At 75.7% G+C, this 18713-nt stretch carries 17 protein-coding genes; 11 read left to right on the forward strand and 6 right to left on the reverse strand.

The genetic code is table 11. The annotated features are described in order from the left end of the window. Window positions 1-164 precede the first annotated feature (164 nt). From DQ239_RS18280 to DQ239_RS18290, 3 genes are all read left to right on the forward strand, one after another. On the forward strand, window positions 165-1592 hold the full coding sequence (locus DQ239_RS18280) for a GuaB1 family IMP dehydrogenase-related protein (protein WP_113835848.1): 1428 nt from the start codon (window positions 165-167) through the stop codon (window positions 1590-1592). 13 nt (window positions 1593-1605) lie between these two features. After that, the gene (locus DQ239_RS18285; RefSeq protein ID WP_113835849.1) at window positions 1606-1953 is read left to right on the forward strand and encodes a metallopeptidase family protein; all 348 of its coding nucleotides are present in this window, start codon (window positions 1606-1608) and stop codon (window positions 1951-1953) included. Between the two features lie 195 nt (window positions 1954-2148). Then, entirely contained in the window at window positions 2149-2484 is a 336-nt protein-coding gene (locus DQ239_RS18290) for a co-chaperone GroES (protein ID WP_233489470.1), read from the forward strand. A gap of 34 nt (window positions 2485-2518) precedes the next feature. On the opposite strand, the gene DQ239_RS18295 is transcribed toward DQ239_RS18290, so the two are convergent. Beyond that, window positions 2519-2995, reverse strand: coding sequence for a MarR family transcriptional regulator (locus tag DQ239_RS18295; protein ID WP_113835850.1), 477 nt, complete (start codon window positions 2993-2995; stop codon window positions 2519-2521). 79 nt (window positions 2996-3074) lie between these two features. On the opposite strand from DQ239_RS18295, the gene DQ239_RS18300 reads away from it, so the two are divergent. Further along, entirely contained in the window at window positions 3075-5147 is a 2073-nt protein-coding gene (locus tag DQ239_RS18300) for an MMPL family transporter (RefSeq protein ID WP_113835851.1), read from the forward strand. A gap of 75 nt (window positions 5148-5222) precedes the next feature. Here DQ239_RS18300 and DQ239_RS18305 read toward each other — a convergent pair whose 3' ends face one another. Together DQ239_RS18305 and pheA are read right to left on the reverse strand one after the other, a co-directional pair. Beyond that, window positions 5223-5567 carry a hypothetical protein gene (locus DQ239_RS18305; RefSeq protein WP_147252163.1) on the reverse strand — a complete coding sequence of 115 codons (345 nt, stop codon included), beginning with the start codon at window positions 5565-5567 and terminating at the stop codon, window positions 5223-5225. Window positions 5568-5592: 25 nt separating this feature from the next. After that, entirely contained in the window at window positions 5593-6540 is a 948-nt protein-coding gene (gene pheA / locus DQ239_RS18310; RefSeq protein ID WP_233489471.1) for a prephenate dehydratase, read from the reverse strand. A gap of 123 nt (window positions 6541-6663) precedes the next feature. Here pheA and DQ239_RS18315 point away from each other — a divergent pair, with 123 nt between their 5' ends. The 3 genes from DQ239_RS18315 (at window position 6664) to DQ239_RS18325 (ending at window position 11847) form a co-directional block, all read left to right on the forward strand. Next, complete coding sequence (locus DQ239_RS18315) at window positions 6664-8376, forward strand: GGDEF domain-containing protein (protein WP_233489472.1); 1713 nt, start codon at window positions 6664-6666, stop codon at window positions 8374-8376. Window positions 8377-8477: 101 nt separating this feature from the next. Then, complete coding sequence (locus DQ239_RS18320) at window positions 8478-11141, forward strand: diguanylate cyclase (protein ID WP_233489473.1); 2664 nt, start codon at window positions 8478-8480, stop codon at window positions 11139-11141. 79 nt (window positions 11142-11220) lie between these two features. After that, window positions 11221-11847: a hypothetical protein gene (locus DQ239_RS18325; RefSeq protein ID WP_199583152.1), complete on the forward strand. Its 627-nt coding sequence runs from the start codon at window positions 11221-11223 to the stop codon at window positions 11845-11847. On the opposite strand, the gene DQ239_RS18330 is transcribed toward DQ239_RS18325, so the two are convergent. Then, entirely contained in the window at window positions 11848-12939 is a 1092-nt protein-coding gene (locus tag DQ239_RS18330; RefSeq protein WP_113835855.1) for an MFS transporter, read from the reverse strand. A 311-nt stretch (window positions 12940-13250) separates the two neighbouring features. Between DQ239_RS18330 and DQ239_RS18335 the strand changes: the two genes are divergently transcribed. The 4 genes from DQ239_RS18335 (at window position 13251) to DQ239_RS18350 (ending at window position 16329) form a co-directional block, all read left to right on the forward strand. Next, window positions 13251-13847, forward strand: a complete 597-nt coding sequence (locus DQ239_RS18335) for a TMEM165/GDT1 family protein (protein ID WP_113835856.1) — start codon at window positions 13251-13253, stop codon at window positions 13845-13847. Window positions 13848-13879: 32 nt separating this feature from the next. Continuing rightward, a complete protein-coding gene (locus tag DQ239_RS18340; RefSeq protein WP_113835857.1) occupies window positions 13880-14326 on the forward strand; it encodes a YdeI/OmpD-associated family protein in 447 nt (148 codons plus the stop codon). Between the two features lie 64 nt (window positions 14327-14390). After that, complete coding sequence (locus DQ239_RS18345; RefSeq protein WP_113835858.1) at window positions 14391-15143, forward strand: MerR family transcriptional regulator; 753 nt, start codon at window positions 14391-14393, stop codon at window positions 15141-15143. An 88-nt stretch (window positions 15144-15231) separates the two neighbouring features. Next, a complete protein-coding gene (locus tag DQ239_RS18350) occupies window positions 15232-16329 on the forward strand; it encodes an aromatic acid exporter family protein (protein ID WP_113835859.1) in 1098 nt (365 codons plus the stop codon). Between the two features lie 5 nt (window positions 16330-16334). Here the strand turns inward: DQ239_RS18350 and DQ239_RS18355 are convergent, their stop codons facing one another. Both DQ239_RS18355 and DQ239_RS18360 read right to left on the reverse strand, forming a co-directional pair. After that, window positions 16335-17129: a methyltransferase domain-containing protein gene (locus tag DQ239_RS18355; RefSeq protein WP_233489474.1), complete on the reverse strand. Its 795-nt coding sequence runs from the start codon at window positions 17127-17129 to the stop codon at window positions 16335-16337. Window positions 17130-17191: 62 nt separating this feature from the next. Beyond that, window positions 17192-18694: a glycerol-3-phosphate dehydrogenase/oxidase gene (locus DQ239_RS18360; RefSeq protein WP_113835860.1), complete on the reverse strand. Its 1503-nt coding sequence runs from the start codon at window positions 18692-18694 to the stop codon at window positions 17192-17194. Between the last annotated feature and the right edge of the window lie 19 nt (window positions 18695-18713).

Here is an 18713-nt window from a genome sequence, read left to right on the forward strand (position 1 = left end):
CATGGATGGGCCAGGTCGGAACGCAGCGTAGCTGGCCATATACGTTGCGTACGACCGTCGGCAGGGGCAGGAGTTGCCGAAAAGCGCCGCGCCGATGGGCACCCCGCCACCCGGCGGCACCGCGGCTACGCCGCCCGGGCACGCGTTCGGGGACAATGGCGCCCATGCGCTTCCTGCAGCGGCCCGACCACGACCTGACCTACGCCGACGTCTTCATGGTGCCGAACCAGTCGACGGTCGGCTCCCGGCTCGAGGTCGACCTCACCACCCCGGACCGCGTGGGCACGACCATCCCGATCGTCGTCGCCAACATGACGGCGATCTCCGGCCGGCGCATGGCCGAGACCGCGGCCCGCCGGGGCGGCCTGGCCGTGCTGCCGCAGGACATCCCGGTCGACGTCGTCGCCGAGGTCGTCTCCTGGATCAAGCAGCGGCACCCGGTGTACGACACCCCGATCACGCTCGCCCCCACCTCCACGGTCGGCGAGGCGCTGTCGCTGCTGACCAAGCGCGCGCACGGGATCGTGGTCGTCGTCGAGAACGGGTCCCCGGTCGGCGTCGTCACCGACGGCCAGTGCCAGGGCGTGGACCGGTTCACCCAGCTGTCCGAGGTGATGACCCGCGAGCCGCTCACCATCCCGGCCGGCACCGACCTGCCCAAGATCTTCGACGTGCTCTCCGGCGAGCGGGTCAGCGCCGCCCCGGTGGTCGACGGCGACCGGCTGGTCGGCGTCATCACCAAGAAGGGCGCACTGCGCTCGGCGATCTACACCCCGGCGGTCGACGGCCAGGGGAGGCTGCTCACCTCGGCGGCCGTGGGCATCAACGGCGACGTCGCTGGCAAGGCGTCGGCCTTGCTGGCCGCCGGGGTCGACGTGCTCGTCGTCGACACCGCGCACGGCCACCAGGCCAAGGCGGTCGAGGCGCTGGCGGCCGTCCGCTCGGTGGCCGGCTCCACGCCGGTGGTGGCCGGCAACGTGGTGACGGCGCAGGGCACCCGCGACCTGATCGAGGCCGGTGCCGACGTCGTCAAGGTCGGCGTCGGGCCCGGCGCCATGTGCACCACGCGGATGATGACCGGCGTCGGCCGCCCCCAGTTCTCCGCCGTCGAGGAGTGCGCCGCCGAGGCCCGCTCCCTGGGCAAGCACGTGTGGGCCGACGGCGGCGTGCGGCACCCCCGCGACATCGCGCTGGCCCTGGCCGCCGGCGCCGCGAACGTCATGGTGGGCTCCTGGTTCGCCGGCACGTACGAGTCGGCCGGCGACATCCACGACGACGGCTCGGGCCGGCTCTACAAGGAGAGCTTCGGCATGGCGTCGGCGCGGGCGGTCAAGGCGCGGACCGCCGGGGCCTCCGGGTTCGAGCGGGCGCGGGCCGGGCTGTTCGAGGAGGGCATCTCGTCGTCCCGGATGTACCTGGACCCGGCCCGCCCGGGTGTCGAGGACCTGATCGACCAGATCGTCGCGGGCGTCCGCTCGTCGTGCACCTACGCGGGCGCGCGCACGGTCGACGAGCTGCACGAGCGCGCGGTGCTGGGGGTGCAGAGCGCGGCCGGCTACGAGGAGGGCCGCCCGCTGCCGACCAGCTGGTGATCGGGCGGGCGGAGTGAAGCCCCTCCCCCTCCCGGTCTTCGAGGCGCTGGTCGCCGACGCGCTGGACGAGGTCCCGCCCGAGCTGATGGCACTGGTGGACAACGTCGTCGTCCTGGTCGAGGACCGGAATCCCGACGAGCCCGACCTGCTCGGGCTCTACGAGGGGTACGCACTGACCGAGCGCGGCTGGGAGTACGGCGGGGCGCTGCCGGACCGGATCATGATCTACCGCGAGGCGATCTGCGCGATCTGCGAGACGGCGGAGGAGATCGTCGATGAGGTCACCATCACCGTCGTCCACGAGATCGCGCACCACTTCGGCATCGAGGAGGAGCGCCTTCACGAGCTCGGCTGGGGCTGACCCCCGCTTTACCGCGGAAAGCGGCCCGCTTTTCCGCGGAAAAGCAGCCCCGCGCCGAGTGCGGACTTGTTGTCGGCGACACGGCAAGACACGCCGCGGTGAGCGACGCCAACTCCGCACTCGGCCCGCTGACGCCGACCCGCACTGCCGACGACGTCGGCGACGCCGCTGCGTCGGCGGGTAGCGTTGATCGACGTGCCCGACGACATCGCCACCACCGGCAAGCTGCCGATCAAGATGCTGCACGACCGCATCCTGGTGGCGCTGCGCAAGGAGGACGGCGACCGGCGGTCCAGCGGCGGCATCCTCATCCCCGCGACCGCGCAGGTGGCCAAGCGGCTGGTGTGGGGCGAGGCCAAGGGCGTCGGGCCCTCGGTGCGCCAGGTGAAGGTCGGCGACCAGGTGCTCTTCTCCCCCGAGGACCAGCACGAGGTCGAGGTGCACGGCGAGGACCTGATCATCCTGCGCGAACGCGACGTGCACGCCGTCGCCGCCGAGCGCATCGAGGAGTCGACCGGGCTCTACCTCTGACGCGGGGCGTCGACCGGACATGCACGAACGGCGGTCAGGACGACGGCGGCTCCGCGCGCGAGTGGCGGGTGACCACCGCGGTCATCTCCTCCAGCCAGCGGCGGACGACGGCGAGCTCCTCGTCGCCGTAGCCCTGCATCGCGGCCACCAGGTCGCGCGCCAGGGCACCGAAGTGCTCGGCGCCCGACGCCATCGCGGTCTCCGACATCTCCAGCCCCACGCGCCGGCGGTCGCCGGGATCGCGGACGCGCCGCACGTGCCCGGCCCGCTCCAGCCGGTCGACCAGCGCCGTCACCGAGGCCGATCGCAGGTCGACCACCTCGCCCAGCCGGCCGGCGGTCAGCGCCTCTCCGCGCCGGGCGGCGTCCATGATCGCCACGAGCGCGCGGACGTCGGTGCGGTTGAGCCCATGCACGTCGGCGAACCGCTGGCCCACCGCATCGAGCTCCACGTTGAGCCGGCGCAGCAGCAGGCCGATCTCCTGGCGGGCACGCGTCGCGTCGTCGTCCATCCCTGCACCTCCGTTCGCTCGCAGCCGCCGCCCGGGATAACCTCTCGATGATCGAGATAATCGACCGTCGAGGGACATCATGCCGCGCCGCACCCGGATCCTGTGCTGGTCGATCCCCGCACTCGTCGCCGTCGTCTGGCTCGCGCTCGCGGGCCCGCTGGGCTCGTTCAGCGGCAAGCTGGCCGAGGTCTCGGAGAACGACTCCGCCGCGTTCCTCCCCGACAGCGCCGAGTCCACGCAGGTCAGCGAGCTGAGCGCCGCCTTCCAGAGCGAGCGGACGCTCCCGGTGATCCTGCTCTGGGAGAGCGACGGCGGCCCGCTGGACCCGGCCGCGCCCGCCGAGGCGCAGGAGCGGGTCGACGACGCCGTGCGCATCGCCGAGGACGCCGGAGCGCTGCGGGGCGAGCCGTCGCCGATCATCCCCTCCGAGGACGGCGTCGCGGTGCAGGCCGTGCTGCCCTTCGACCCGGATCTGGGCGAGGCGCTGCCCGAGATCGTCGCCGACCTGCGCGAGCTGCCCGCGATCGACGGCACGACGCAGTACGTGACCGGGCCCGGCGCGCTCTTCGCCGACTTCGCCGCGGGGTTCTCCGGCATCGACGGGCTGCTGCTGCTGGCCGCGTTCGGCGTCGTCCTGCTCATCCTGCTGGTCGTCTACCGCAGCCCGCTGCTCCCGCTCCTGGTCATCGGCACCGCCGCGATGGCGCTGGTCGTGTCGCTCGCGGTCGCCTACTTCCTGGCGCGGGAGCGGTGGATCGACGTCAACGGCCAGAGCCAGGGCATCGCCTCGATCCTCGTCGTCGGCGCGGCCACGGACTACGGACTGCTGCTGGTCGCCCGCTTCCGCGAGGAGCTGCGCCGCGAGCGGTCGAGGTTCACGGCGATGCGGGTGGCGCTGCGGCAGTCGTGGGAGCCGATCGTGGCCTCCGGGGGCACGGTGATCCTCGGCGTCCTCTGCCTGCTCTTCTCCGACCTCGGCTCCAACCGCGGACTCGGGCCCATCTCCGCCGTCTGCATCGCCTTCGCCATGCTGGCGGCGCTCACCTTCCTGCCGGCGCTGCTCGTGCTGCTCGGCCGCGCGGCCTTCTGGCCGTTCCGCCCGCGCTACGGCGAGCAGCACGTCCACGGCCGAGGCTGGGAGCGCATCGCGACATCGGTCGGCCGCCGTCCCGGGCGGTACCTGCTGGGCAGCGCCGGCGCGCTCGTCGTCCTCGCGCTGTTCCTGCCGACCTTCGACTCCGGCGGCATCCCGCTGTCCGACGCCGTCCGCGGCGGCTCCGAGTCCGGCGAGGGCCAGGAGGTGCTGGCCCGGCACTACGCGGCGGGCGCGGCCAGCCCCGCGGTGATCGTCACCCCGGCCGACGGCTGGCGGGAGGTCGCCGACGCGGCGGCCGGCACCGACGGCGTCGCCGCGGTCGAGCCCGACACCGGCGACCGGCCCGGCGGCGACCCGCTCGTAGTGGACGGACTGGTCCGGCTCGAGGCCACCCTGACCGACGTCCCCGACAGCGAGGCCGCGCAGGACACCGTCTCCGCACTGCGGACGACGGTGCGCGACGTCGACCCCGACGCCCTGGTCGGCGGCACGTCGGCGCAGGACCTGGACACCCAGGAGACCGCCGCCCGCGACCTGCTGGTGATCGTGCCGCTGGTGCTGCTCGTGATCACCGTCGTGCTGGCCCTGCTGCTGCGGGCGGTGGTGGCGCCGCTGCTGCTGGTGGCCACCGTCGCGCTGAGCACCGCCGCGACCGTGGGCGTGGCGGCGCTCGCCTTCGACCAGCTGTTCGCATTCCCGGGCAGCGACCCGCAGGTGCTGCTGATCGGCTTCGTGTTCCTCGTGGCGCTGGGGATCGACTACAACATCTTCCTCATGACCCGCGCCCGCGAGGAGTCCGTGCGGCACGGCACGAGGGACGGCGTCCTGCGGGCCCTCGCGGTGACCGGCGGGGTGATCACCAGCGCGGGCCTGGTGCTGGCCGCGACGTTCGGGGCACTCACCGTGCTGCCGCTGGTGATCCTCATCCAGCTGGGCTTCCTGGTCGGCTTCGGCGTCCTGCTCGACACCTTCGTCGTCCGCACGCTGCTGGTGCCGGCCGCCGTCCGGCTGGTCGGTGACCGGGTGTGGTGGCCCAACACGCTCCCTCCCCGTTGATCATCGTCGGATGGCCGGCCCCACCGGCGCGCCGGCCAGCCAGCTGACGATGATCAACTCGGGCGACGGGCGACGTCAGCCGGCGAGCAGGATCGCGACGAGCAGCACGACGCCGACGACGACCCACGCCAGCGGCACCCGGTTCACCCACCGCGCGGCCTCGTGCCGGCGCGTGCCGAACAGCACCCACCCGGCGATCGTGGTGCCGAGCGCGACGAAGGGGTAGGCGAACCAGGCCAGCACGATGAACGCCGCGGCCATCGACTCCCAGTTCGCCAGCCCCATGGTGCCGCCGATGGCCAGCAGGAACCACGGCAGCAGGAACACCACGTACAGGCCCTGCAGCACGCCGAGCTCGATCGCGGCGGCGCGTCGAGCCGCGTCGACAGGTCGCCGGTCCACCGGCGTCGGGGGCATCACGGCGGCGGAGCGTAGCGGCCGAGCGCTACAGGTGGCCGGAGCGCACCCGCGCCAGCCAGCCGTCCGCCTCGGCGAACGCGCCGTCGGCCGACTCGGGCTCCACCGCCCGGTTCTCCCGCCCGTCGGCTCGCGGGTAGGAGCCGAGGAAACGGACGTCCTCGCACACCCGGTGCAGGCCGGCCAGCGCCTCCCCCACCCGGCGCTCGGCTATGTGGCCCTCGCAGTCGAGGGCGAACGAGTAGATCCACAGCCGGTCGCGCATCGGCCGCGACTCGATACGGGTCAGCGAGATGCCGCGGACGGCGAACTCGCGCAGCACGTCCAGCAGCGCACCGGTGCGGTCGGTGACGACGACGACCAGCGAGGTCTTGTCGTTGCCGGTGGGCGCCGGCAGCGGCCCCGGGCGGCTGACCAGCACGAACCGGGTGACCGCGCCCGCGTGGTCGGCGATGCCCTCGGCCAGGGAGTCCAGCCCGTAGCGCTGCGCCGCGATCGCCGCGCACACCGCCGCGTCGTACTCCCCGGCGGCGACGGCGGCCGCGGCCCCCGCGGTGGAGCCCGCCGGCAGCGGCGTGACGTCCGGCAGGTTGGCGGCGAGCCACCGCCCGGTCTGGGCCAGCGCGTGGGGGTGGCTGGCCACCGAGCGGACGTCGGCCAGCGTCGTCCCCGGCCGGACGGCGAGGGTGAAGGCGACCGGCAGGAACACCTCGCGGGTGATGACCAGCGGATCGCCGTCGGCCAGGCCGTCCATGGTCGCCGGGACCGACCCCTCCACCGAGTTCTCCAGCGGCACGAGCCCGGCGTCGGCCTCCCCCGATCGGACGGCGGCCAGCGTCGCGGCGACACTCGGGCGGGGGTGCAGCGTTCCCCCGGTCGTGGCGATCGCGCTGCTCAGCGCGGCCTCGGCGAAGGTACCCTCGGGCCCGAGATAGGCGAACCTCGTCGGAGAACTGCTGGGCTGCATCCCGGGCATCCGGCGAGGGTAGTGCGGGCGGGTCGGCAGGTAGGCGACCCGGGGGAAGCTGCCTCGCCGACCGGCTACCCGACCCCGGGTGCCCGGACGACGACCGGACGACGACCCGCGACTGGAGGTGGCGTGCCCCCTGCCTCGGCTGCGGCCGCCGCCTCCGGCCCCTCCCCGGCCGAGCTGCGCCGGATGCGGGCGGCGCTGTGGCGGCTGCTCGCCGCCGGGGACCGGGACGACGGCACCTTCCGCGGCCTGCTCGACGACGTCGACGACGCGCTGTCCGGCGCCCACGACCCCTACTGGTCGGCGTGGCGTGCCGCCGTGTCGGCCCGCCGCAGCCTGGCCGACGGCGAGCCGGACGCGGCCGCGGAGTCCGTCGCCGCCTCCCGCGAGGCGCTGCACTCCTGCCTGCCCTCGGCGTGGACCGCCCTCATCCTGGCCTACCTCGCGCACGTGGAGGTGACCGCCGACCGGGTGGACGCCGCGATGCTGATGGCGGTCGACGCGAGCCTGCTCACCGAGGAGCCCGCCGCCCAGGACCCCTCCCGCCCGCTGCTCCAGGCGCACCGCTGGCTGTCCCTCACGCTGGCCGGCCTGGACCTCGAGGAGCTCGCGGTCGCGCACGCCGACCGGGCGTACGCCGTGGCGGCCGACCTCCCCGACGTCGACGACCAGTGGCAGACCCTGCTGCTCAGCGCCCAGCGGCACGCGGAGCTGGCGCAGACGCTGCACCGCCGGGGCGACGTGGAGCGGGCGCACGAGCTGGCCGAGGAGGCCATCGGGTGCGCCACCGCCGCGCGGGAACTCGACCGGGAGCCCGCGCCCGCCGAGGCCGACCTGCTCGACGTCGTCCAGGCGTGGGCGCTGACCTGCGCCGACGACCTCGACGACGCGCTGGGCCCGCTGCGCCGCGTGCACCGGCACGTGCAGGCCGACGGCGACGTCTGGCTGCGCGGCTACACCGACCTCGTCCTGGGCCGGCTGCTCGCGCGCCTGGCGTCCCGGGACGGCGACCGCATCCGCGGCGAGGAGGCCGTACAGCTGCTGGTCGACGCCGCGGGTGCCTTCGCGGCCTCCGGTGACCGCCGGCGCTACCGCCAGTGCCTCCTGGAGCTGGGCCAGAACACCGCGGACCTGGGGCGGCCGGCCGAGGCGCTGCACTGGCTGGAGGCCTACCGCTCCGACACCGGGCGCGCGCACGCCCGCGGCCGCGAGCTGTGGGCGGAGATGTTCGTGCGCCGCAGCCGGCTCCGCGAGGCCGAGCGGCAGGCCGCGGTGCTCCGCCGGCACGCCCTGGAGGACCCGCTCACCGGGCTGGGCAACCGGCGCAGCGCCGAGCGCCGGCTGGCCGGGCTGCGGTTCGGCGACGAGCCCCTCTCGCTGGCCGTGGTCGACGTCGACCGGTTCAAGGAGGTCAACGACGGCGCCTCCCACACGCAGGGCGACGTCGTCCTGCGCCGGGTGGCCGACCTGCTGCGCGAGCACAGCCGCACCGACGACGAGGTGTACCGCTGGGCCGGTGACGAGTTCCTCGTGCTCCTGCCGACGGCGACCGAGGCGCAGGCCGTCGTCGTGATGGAGCGGCTGCGCGCCGCCGTCGCCGCGGCCGACTGGTCGGACCTCCGGCTCACCGAGCCGGTCACCGTGAGCGTGGGCGTGGCGACGGCGCCGGAGGTCGACGAGGGCCAGCCCGAGCCGGTGCTGGGATGGCGCGCGCTGTTCGACACCGCCGACCTGCTGCTGTTCTCCGCGAAGCGCAGCGGGCGCAACCGGGTGCGCGCGCCCGGCGGGGCCCCGGCGGGAGCGGACGACGCGCCGGACGACGGGCGGCAGGGAGCGTGACCGCGGCGCCCGGATGGGACGGACGGGACACGACGGACGCAGGACGGCGCGTTCCCCGGGACGTGCTCGACAGCGACGGGGGTGCCGTGCACAGTGCGCTCGTGCCACCCGGAGCCCTGCACCAGCGGGTGACGGCCGCCCTGGCGAACTGGCGGCTCGACGACGCCGAGCAGCTGCTGTCCGGCGTCGACTCGGAGCCCTCGCCCTACCAGGCCGCCGAGCCGGACCCCGTCGTGCCGGGCACCACCGACCTGGGCCGCGCCTGGGCGGACACGCTGCGCGCCGAGCTGCTGGTCCGCCGGCTGCGCATCGCGGGCTTCACGCTGGTCGGCGAGCCGGTTCCCACAGGCGGCCCCGAGTCCGAGCGCGAACCGGCCCTCGACCTGCACGCCGGGGTGGCCGAGCTGATCGACGGCACCGGCGCGCGCGGGGGAGACACCGACTCGCGCGCGGAGTCGGCGTCCCGCGCGGCGCTGGCCATCGCGCTGGTCCGGTCGGCCAAGGCCGCCTTCGACGCCACCGACGACGACCTGCAGCGGGCCGCCGGCCTGGCCCGGCACGCTCGCATCGAGCTGCTCTCCCGCCGGATCGACGCGGCGATGGACGAGGCGGTCGAGGCGGCCAGCCTGCTCGACCCCGGCCTGCCGCCCAGCCGGCTGCTCGTGGACACCCTCGGCACGCTGGCCGGCGTCCTCGCCGACCTGGAGCTCATGCCGCTGGCCCTGGACTTCCAGCGCCGCGCCCACGAGGCGGCGCGGTCCGCCGCGGCCGACCCGACGCTGCTGGGGCGGGCGGGCGACGACGACTGGGCCGGCGAGCCGGAGGTGCTGGTCGCGATCGCCGCCACCCGCCTGGGCGAGCTCTGCGCGGAGCTGGGCGAGGGGCTGCTGGACGACGGGCTGCCGGAGAACGCGGTCCCGCACTTCGCCGAGGCGCGCGCGCTGGCCGAGGAGGCCCTGCAGCTGCTGCCCCCGGAGTCCCCGGGCGTCGTCGCCGCCCAGATCGTGCACGGCTGGGCGCTGGTCGGGCTGGGCGAGCACACCGCCGCCACCGGCCCCCTGCGCGCCGCCGTCCGCATCACCGCCGCGGCCGACGACCGCGCACAGCGGGCCGCCGCGCAGCTGGCGCTCGGCCGGACGCTGCGCCGGCAGGGGGACGCTGCCGGCGCCGACGAGCACCTGGTCTCCACGCTCCAGCTGGCCACCGACCACGGCCTGCCCCGGCTGCGCCGCGCCGCGCTGCGCGAGCTGTGCACGCTGCACGCCGAGCTCGACGACGCCGGCCGCGCGCTCCCGTACCTGCAGGCCTACCTCTCCGACGAGCTCGACCGGGTCGACGAGCGGCGCACCCGCTGGGTGGAGCTGTTCGGCCGGCGCAAGAGCCTGCTCGAGACCGAGCGGGCCGCCGGCCAGCTGCGCCGGCAGGCCTACGAGGACCCGCTCACCCACCTGCCCAACCGGCGCTACGCCGAGGCCCGCCTCGACGGGCTGCTCGCCGGCGGGGGCGTGCCCGCGCTGGCCGTCGTCGACGTCGACCGGTTCAAGTCCATCAACGACGCGATCGGCCACCCCGGCGGTGACGCCGTGCTGCGGGCGGTCTCCGAGCTGCTGATCGCCGGCGTCCGCGACACCGACGAGGTGTGCCGCTGGGCCGGGGACGAGTTCGTCGTCCTGCTGCCCGACACGACGGCCGAGCAGGCGGAGCGGGCGCTGGAGCGCACCCGGCGCAAGGTCGCGGCCTACGACTGGGCGTCCCTGGGCCTGAGCACGCCGGTGACCATCAGCGTGGGCATCGCCTCCGCGGCCCGCGGCGACGACCGGCGCACCCTGTTCGCCGCCGCGGACGGCGTCCTCTACGACGCCAAGCGCAGCGGCCGCGACCGGGTGGTCCGGTTGTCCGGGGTCACCCAGAAGCGCGCCGGCGGCACCCCGCTCGACGTCCTGTTCGGCGGCCCCGCGAACCCCGCCGCGGACGACGCGGCGCCCGAGGACGACGGCTTCACGTCGCTGGTCGGCGGGGCCGCGCCGGCGGAGACCGGGCCGGCCGATCCCCCGCTGGGCGTCGACCGCACCGGCGAGCCGCTCCTGGGCCCGCTGCCCATCCCCGCGGACGGCGGGGCACCCGCGGGGATGGTCCGCCGGGCACCCGCACCCGAGCCGGAGGTGGTCTCGGCGACCGGGCGCACCACCGAGCAGGTGCTGGCGCTGGTCCGCGAGGCCCGGTGCGAGCACCCCGACCGCCCGACGCTGGTGCTGCGGGCCGAGCCCGCGACCCTCGTCGCCCTGGCCACCGAGCACGACGCCTGCACGACCATGGACGCCGCCGCGGGCGCCGCCGCCGTCGGCCCGCTCCCCGAGCCGGTCGGCCGGGTCGCGGTGGTCTGCGCCGGCGGTGCCGACACCCCGGTGGCGGCCGAGGCGGCGTTCGTCGCCCGGGTCACCGGCAGCGCGACCGTCCGCCACGACGACGTCGCCGGGAGCCGGGTGCGCGCGCTGCTGGCCGACCCCGACCGGCTGCCCGACGCCGACTGCCTGGTCGTGGTGGCCGGGATGGACGCCGGGCTGGTGGCGACCCTCGGTGCGCTCACCGACGTGCCGGTCGTGGCGGTGCCGACGTCGGCGGGGTCCGCTGCGGGCCTCGGGGGCCTGGGTGCGCTGCTGACGATGCTGCACGCGGCCGCGCCGGGGATCGCGGTGGTGGACGTGGACAACGGGTGGTCGGCCGGCGTCTTCGCCGCCCGCGTCGCCCGCCGCGCCGCCCGCTGAGCCCCACCCCCCTGTTGATCATCGTCGAACGGCCCCCCGCTGCGGCGTGCCGGCCAACCACATGACGATGATCAACTCCATGACCGGACGACGGCTGCCCCGACGGCTCGTGCAGCTGTACCTGGGCCTCGCGCTCTACGGGATCTCCATCGCCGCGCTCGTGCTCGCCGACCTAGGGGTCATGCCGTGGGACGTGCTGCACCAGGGCCTGGCCCGGCAGCTCGGCTGGTCGCTGGGCACCGTGATCATCGTGGTCGGCGTGCTGGTGCTGCTGGCCTGGATCCCGCTGCGCGAACGGCCCGGCCTGGGCACGGTCAGTAACGTCGTGGTGGTCGGGCTGGTGGCCGACGCGGTGCTCGCCGTCGTGGACTCCCCGTCGTCCCCGGCGGTGCGGATCGCGCTGGTGGCCGGCGGCATCGCGTGCAACGCCCTCGCCACCGCTGCCTACGTGGGCTCCCAGCTGGGCCCGGGGCCGCGTGACGGGCTGATGACCGGCCTCGTGCGGCGGACCGGGCGCCCCGTCGGCCTCGTGCGGACCTCCCTCGAGGTCGCCGTCGTCGTCTCCGGCTGGCTGCTGGGCGGCACGCTGGGTGTCGCCACGGTCGTCTACGCGCTCGCCATCGGCCCGCTGGTCCAGCTGCTGCTGCCCCGGTTCACCGTGCTGCCTCCCGCGCCGCCGGAGCCCGTCGAGGTCACCGGGAGCTGATCACCCCGGCCGGACGCGCAGCCCGAGGGCCACCACCGGGACGACGGCGAGCACCAGCAGCGCCGTCGCGGCCGCACCGCCCAGGGCCCAGGCGGCGAACGCGAGGACGCCGGCCACCTCCACGCCCACGCCGGCGACCGAGGTGACCGTGGCGCGGGCGGAGCCCTCGATGCGCTCCTGCAGCCGTGCCTCGGCCGCGACCAGCACCGCCAGGTACAGCCCGTAGGCCAGGGCGAGCGCGGCGACCGCGCCCGGGCCGGGCAGCACCGCCGACACCCCCAGCAGCAGCCCGGCGAGCGCCAGCACCGCGGGCAGCACGCCGGCGGGAAGCTCGTCGGCCCGCCCCCCGGCCGCCGCGCCGGCCGCTCCGGCCAGGGCGATGGCGAGGACCGCGACGGGCACCGCGCCGGTCGGCACGCCCCGCTCGGCGGCCAGCACGGGGAAGTACTCCTCCATCGCGTCCAGCCCGCCGACCAGCGCGACCGCGCCCACGGCGATCCGCAGCGGCGCGTGCCGGGCCACCTGCGCGGCGCCCGCCCGCAGCGTCCCCCCGCCCGCCCGCTCGCGCGGGGGCTCGGGGAAGCGCAGCGCGAGCGCCCCGGCGGCCAGGCTGACCGCCGCGCTCGTCCAGGCCACCAGCCCGAACCCGCCGACGGCGTGCAGCGCGGCCGCCGCCAGCGCCGTGGGCACCTGGACCAGCAGCTCCGCGGCGGTCATCCGTCCGTTGACCCGGGCGAACGCCTCCTCGGCCCCGACCGCGCGCAGGCCGTCGTAGACCAGCGCCTCCGCGGTGCCCGAGTGCAGCGCGCTCGCGAGCCCCCACAGCGCGAAGCCGGCCGCGAAGCCCGCCGTCTCCGGTGCCACCGCCCAGAGACCGAAGGCGGCCGCCTGCAGCACCGCGCCGCAGACCAGCACGCCCCGGCGCGACCACCGGTCGGCCAGCGCTCCGGCGGGCACCTCGGCCAGCACCGCGGTGACCGACCAGACCGCGAACAGTGCCGAGATCTCCGCCGTCGACAGGCCGGTGTCCAGGAACAGCAGCGCGTACAGCGGGTAGAGGGGCACGAACTCGGAGAGCGCGGCCCAGCTCACCGCCAGCCGGGCCAGGGGCCGTGCCTGCGGTGGGAGTGCGGCGGGGAGTCATCGTCGGCGCATGGGGCGACGGTAGCCCCGCCGTCCCCCGCGCGCAGCTGCCTCCCGCGCGCACCGCTACCCTGTCCGGTGAAGGGGAGTAGCCCCCCGTCCGCTGGTCGACATGCTGGCGCGCCCGCTCGCGGGCCGCCCGGTCAGCGGGTCCGCGCCCGGCGCGGATGGGCGAGACCTTCGATCGCAGCCATCCGTGCTGCCGGTCGGAGGCTGCCCTGGCTCCCGGCCGTCGGTGCCCCGCGGAAGTAGGAAACCTCGTGGTCCTCTCGGTCGTCCTGGCCGCGTTCGTGCTGGTGCTCCCCGTGGAGCTGCCGGACAAGACGCTCTTCGCCAGTCTGGTGCTGGCCACCCGCTATCCGCACTGGCCGGTGTTCGTGGGCGTCGGCGCGGCCTTCGGGCTGCAGGTGGCCATCGCGGTCACCGCGGGCTCGCTGCTGTCGCTGCTGCCGCAGGCGCTGGTGAGCGGCGTCGTCGCGGTGCTGTTCCTGGTCGGCGCGGTGATCCTGTGGCGCAGCGCCGAGAGCGGCCCCGAGGACGCCAGCGACGCCGCGGCCGGCAAGGAGGGCCGGTCGTTCCTGCGGGTGGCCGCCATCTCCTTCGGCGTCCTGTTCGCCGCGGAGTGGGGGGACCTGTCGCAGCTGGCCACCGCCGGGCTGGCCGCCCGCTACGACGAGCCGCTGTCGGTGTTCGTCGGGGCGTGGGCCGCGCTGCTCGTCGTCTCCGGGCTCGCCGTCTTCCTGGGCAAGAACCTCGCCGACCGGCTGCCCATCGCCCTCATCCGGCGGGTCGCGGCCGGCCTCTTCCTGGTGTTCGCGGTCGTGGCCGTCGTCGAGACGCTCCGCGCCCTCACCTGATCCGCGGGGTCGCCGGCCCTAGGTTGGCGGCCATGGAGTTCCGGACGACGGTGACGCTCGCAGGCAAGACGGCCACGGGGCTGCAGGTGCCCGACGAGGTGGTGACGGCGCTGGGGGCCGGCAAGCGCCCGCCCGTCGTGGTCACCGTCGGCGGGCACACCTACCGCAGCACCGTCGCTCCGATGGGTGGCGCCTCCTGGATCCCGCTGGCCGCCGAGCACCGGGAGGCCGCGGGGCTGACCGCCGGCGACGAGGTCACCGTGGGGGTCGAGCTCGACGCCGCGCCGCGCGAGGTGGCGCTGCCCGACTACCTGGCGGCCGCCCTCGACGACGGCGCCCGGGCGTTCTTCGACGGCCTGGCGCCCAGCCACCGCAAGGAGTGGGTCCGCTGGGTGGAGGAGGCGAAGAAGCCCGAGACCCGGGCCACGCGGATCGAGAAGACCGTGGCATCCCTGAGGGCCGGCCAGAAGACGCGGTAGTCGCTTGACCCTGACGCGACGTCAGGCTGTTGCCTTCTTCTCGTCACGAGGAGGGAGGACGCGGATGTTCGTGGGCGAGGTCGCGGCGCTGACCGGCGTCACGGTGCGCACGCTGCACCACTACGAGCGCATCTCGCTGCTGGTGCCGTCCGGCCGCACGTCGGCCGGCTACCGGCAGTACTCGGCGGCCGATCTGGACCGGCTGCACCAGGTGCTGCTCTACCGCGAGCTCGGTTTCTCCCTCGAGGAGGTCGCGACCCTGCTCGACGACCCGTCCGCCGATACCGCCGAGCACCTGCGCCGCCAGCACCGGCTGCTGCGGGAGCGGCTGGAGCGGACGACGGCGATGGTCGCGGCCGTGGAGAAGGAGATGGAGGCACGGAGCATGGGGATCGCACTGACCCCGGAGGAGAAGTTCGAGCTGTTCGGCGAGCACTACTCCGAGGACTACGAGCGCGAGGCCGAGGAGCGCTGGGGCGACACCGAGGCGTGGGCGCAGTCGCAGCGGCGGACGGCGGCCTACACCACGGAGGACTGGGCCGGGATCCAGCAGGAGGCCGACGGCATCCACGGCCGGCTCGCCGAGGCACTGCGGGCCGGTGTGCCCGCCGACTCGGAGCAGGCCATGGACCTCGCCGAGGAGCACCGGCAGCACATCGTCCGGTGGTTCTACGGCTGCTCGCCGGAGATGCACGCCGGCCTGGGCCGGATGTACGTCGAGGACGAGCGCTTCACGGCCACCTACGAGCGGATCGCTCCGGGCCTGGCGCAGTACGTGAGCACCGCCGTCCAGGCCAACGCCGCGCGCCGGACCTGACCCTCGGCGGCGCCGTCGTCGCGGCAGAGACCGACGTCACCGCGGGCGGTCCGCGAACTCGCCGCGGCAGGCCCCATCCTCGGACGGGATGAGCAACCGCATCCTGGCGCTGCTGCGCGAACCCGGGGTCCAGCGTGGCGTACGTGCGGCGGTCGCCGCGGGGCTGGCCTGGCAGGTGGCGGTGCTGCTGCCGCCGATGCTGTCGGACTACGCCTACTACGCGCCGCTGGGCGCGGTCATCGCTGTGCTGCCCACGATCGCCGACTCCGCCAGCGCCGCCTGGCGCAGCGTGCTGGCGATCCTCACCGGCTTCGCGCTGTCCGTGCTCGTCTACGAGCTCACCCAGGCGGTGCCCAGCGCGCTCACCGTCGCGGCGATCGTCGCGCTGGCGGTGCTGGTCGAGCAGCTGAAGCTCTGGCGGGAGCAGGCGAGCTGGGTCAGCTTCGCCGCCGTCCTCATGCTCACCGTCGGCCTGGACGATCCGGACACCTACGTGCTGCGCTACGCCGGGCTCACCATGCTCGGGGCGGTGATCGGCGTCCTCGTCACCACCGTCCTCTTCCCGCCGCTGCAGCTCACCCGCGCCGTGGAGCAGATCGGGGGCACCCGCGAGCTGCTGGCGCGGCACCTGGCCGACATCGCGGCGACCCTCCGCGACGGCCGGGTGCCCGATCCCGACGAGTGGCGTGACCGCAACCGCAGGCTCGACCGCGCCCTGGACCGCATGCGGGACGCCGCGACCCGGGTCGAGCGGGCCCGCCGGGCCAATCCGCGCGCCCGCCGCTGGCAGGGCCGCGCGTCGGAGATCCGGGAGGAGGCCCGCGCCGTCGACCGGGTCGCCGTCCTGGTCGACGACCTGACGTCGCTGGTGGTGGAGTTCCATCCGCACCGCCGCGGCATCGACCAGGTCGGCGCCGGCACCGGCTGGGTGCTCGCGGACACCCTCGACAGCCTTGCCGGCGTGGTCCGCACTCCGTACCACACGACCGACGGCTCGACCCCGGACGAGCGCGACGAGCAGATCACCCGCGCCGACGCCGCACTGCGCCGGCTGGTCGGCCTGCTGCGCCGGTCCACCGTCGAGGACGACGAGGGCTTCTTCGCCCTGGGCGCGGTGGCGGTCGGCGTCCGGCGCAGCCTGGCCGCCCTGCACGCCGAGCACCCGCGGGTTCTCACCCCCGCGTGAGCCGCTCAGACGCGGATGAGCAGCTCGCCGTGCATCATCCCGAGCCAGCCGTCGTCGGCGTCCCGCCAGGCCCGCCACGCATCGGCGAGCTCGGCCAGCCCGTCCGGCGTCGCCAGCCCGTAGCCGACCGCCTGCTCGGCGAAGGACGACGCCGTCGCGCGGCCGGCCCACGAGGTGCCCCACCACTCCCGCTCCTGCGGCGAGGCATAGCACCAGGACGACGTCGTCGCGGTGAGGTCCCGCAGCCCGGCGGCGTGCGCCCACGAGACGAGCCGGCGGCCGGCGTCGGGCTCGGCGTCGTTGGCGCGGGCGACGCCGTAGTACACCTCCAGCCAGCGGTCCAGCCCGGGGTTCGCCGGGAACCAGGTGAACGTCGCGTAGTCCACGTCGCGGACCGCGATCAGCCCGCCGGGCCGGCACACCCGCGCCATCTCGCGCAGCGCGGCGACCGGGTCGGCGAGGTGCTGGAGCACCTGGTGGGCGTGCACGACGTCGAAGGAGGCGTCGGGCAGGTCGAGGGCGTAGACGTCGCCTACCTCGAACGTCACCTGCACGCCGGCGCGCTCCGCGGTGGCGCGGGCCTCCTCCAGCGGATCGGCGGAGGCGTCGAGCCCGAGCACGCGCCCCGGCGCCACCCGCGCGGCCAAATCGGCGGTGAGGGTGCCCGGCCCGCAGCCGACGTCGAGCAGGTCCAGGCCCGGGCGCAGGGAGGGCAGCAGGTAGGCCGCGGAGTTCTCGGCCGTGCGCCAGCGGTGCGACTGGAGGACGGGCTCGGCGTGCCCGTGCGTGTACGTGTCCACGCGGTCAGTCCTACTCCGCCGTCCCATCCAGCGGAACCCGGTTCCCACGGCGTGAGACGGAATCAGGTCTCGTCGGCGAGCACCTGCTCCGCGACCGGAACGGCCCGGGCCCGGTCGGCGGACACCAGGCCGACGCGGGTCCGCCGGTCCAGCAGGTCGGACACGGTGCGCGCGCCCTCGTGCCGGACGGCGAACCGCAGCTCGCCCACCGTCTCCGGCCGCCCCGCCACCACGAGGTCGGGTCCGAGCGCCGCCACCTCCGGCGCGTCGGTGCCGTAGCGGGCGACCAGCCGCGCGGGCGCGGTCAGCCCGTCGAGCACCGGCCGCGGCGCCGCGCCGACCAGGGGCAGCCGGGCCGTCGTCGAGCGCGCGGTCCCGCCCAGCCGCGCGACGACGGCGTCGACGGTCTCCTCGGCCATGGCGCGGTAGGTGGTCAGCTTGCCCCCGACGACGGTGAGGACCGGTCCGTCCCACGTGAGCAGGTGCTTCCGGGAGAGGTCCGCGGTGGCGTCGCCGGGCCCGCTGCCGGCGGCCTCGGGCAGCACCAGCGGGCGGTACCCGGCGTAGGTGCCGACCAGGTCCTCGCGGGTGAGCGACTCGGCGAGCACCTGGTTGACCGTGTCGAGCAGCTGCCGCACCTCGGCGTCGGAGGGCTGCGGGTCGTCGTCGGGCACCGGGCCCTCGACCGGCTCGTCGGTGATGCCCAGGTAGACCAGCCCGTCGGCCTGCGGGAGCGCGAAGACGTACCGCGACCGCGAGCCCGGCAGCGGCACGGTCAGCGCGGCCGACGGCGAGCCGAGCCGGTCGGCCCGCAGCACCAGGTGCGAGCCGCGCGAGGGCACCAGCCGGATGCCGGGGGCCAGCCGCTGCGCCCACACCCCGGCCGCGTTCACCACCGTGCGCGCCCGCAGGGTCAGGGCCTCGCCGTCGACGTCCGCGTGCACGTCGGCGCCGTCCACCCCGGTGACCGTCGCGCCGGTGAGCACCCGCGCGCCGTACGCCGCCGCGGTGCGGGCCAGCGCCACCACCAGCCGGGCGTCGTCGCTGAGCTGCCCGTCCCAGAAGACGACACCGCCCCGACCCGGCCGCACCGCGGGCACCAGCCGGCCGACGTCGTCGGCGCCCACCCGCCGGGTCGGGGGCAGCGAGCCGCGCCCGCCGGCGACGGAGAACCGCACGAGGTCGCCCAGGTGCCCGCCGAGGCCGCCGAGCGCGCTGACGTCCCGGCCCGCCGCGTCCGGGACGAGGAACGGCAGCCGCCCGACCAGGTGCGGGGCCGTGGTGCCCATGAGGACGGCGCGCTCGCGGGCGCTCTCCCGCGCCAGCCCGATCTCGCCGTGCGCGAGGTAGCGCAGCCCGCCGTGCACGAGCTTGGAAGACCAGCGGCTGGTGCCCGCGGCCAGGTCGGCGCGTTCGAGCAGCACCACCGAGAGCCCGCGGGCGGCGGCGTCGAGGGCGACCCCCGTGCCGGTCACCCCACCGCCCACCACGACGACGTCGACCAGCGAGCCGGCGACCTGCTCGAGGTCGCGTTCCCGCTGCTCGGGCGACAGGGAGCCGATCACGACGATCCATCCCGCTGGG

This window comes from Blastococcus sp. TF02-09 (assembly GCF_003319105.1).
In the GTDB taxonomy this organism is placed as follows: Bacteria; Actinomycetota; Actinomycetes; order Mycobacteriales; family Geodermatophilaceae; genus Blastococcus.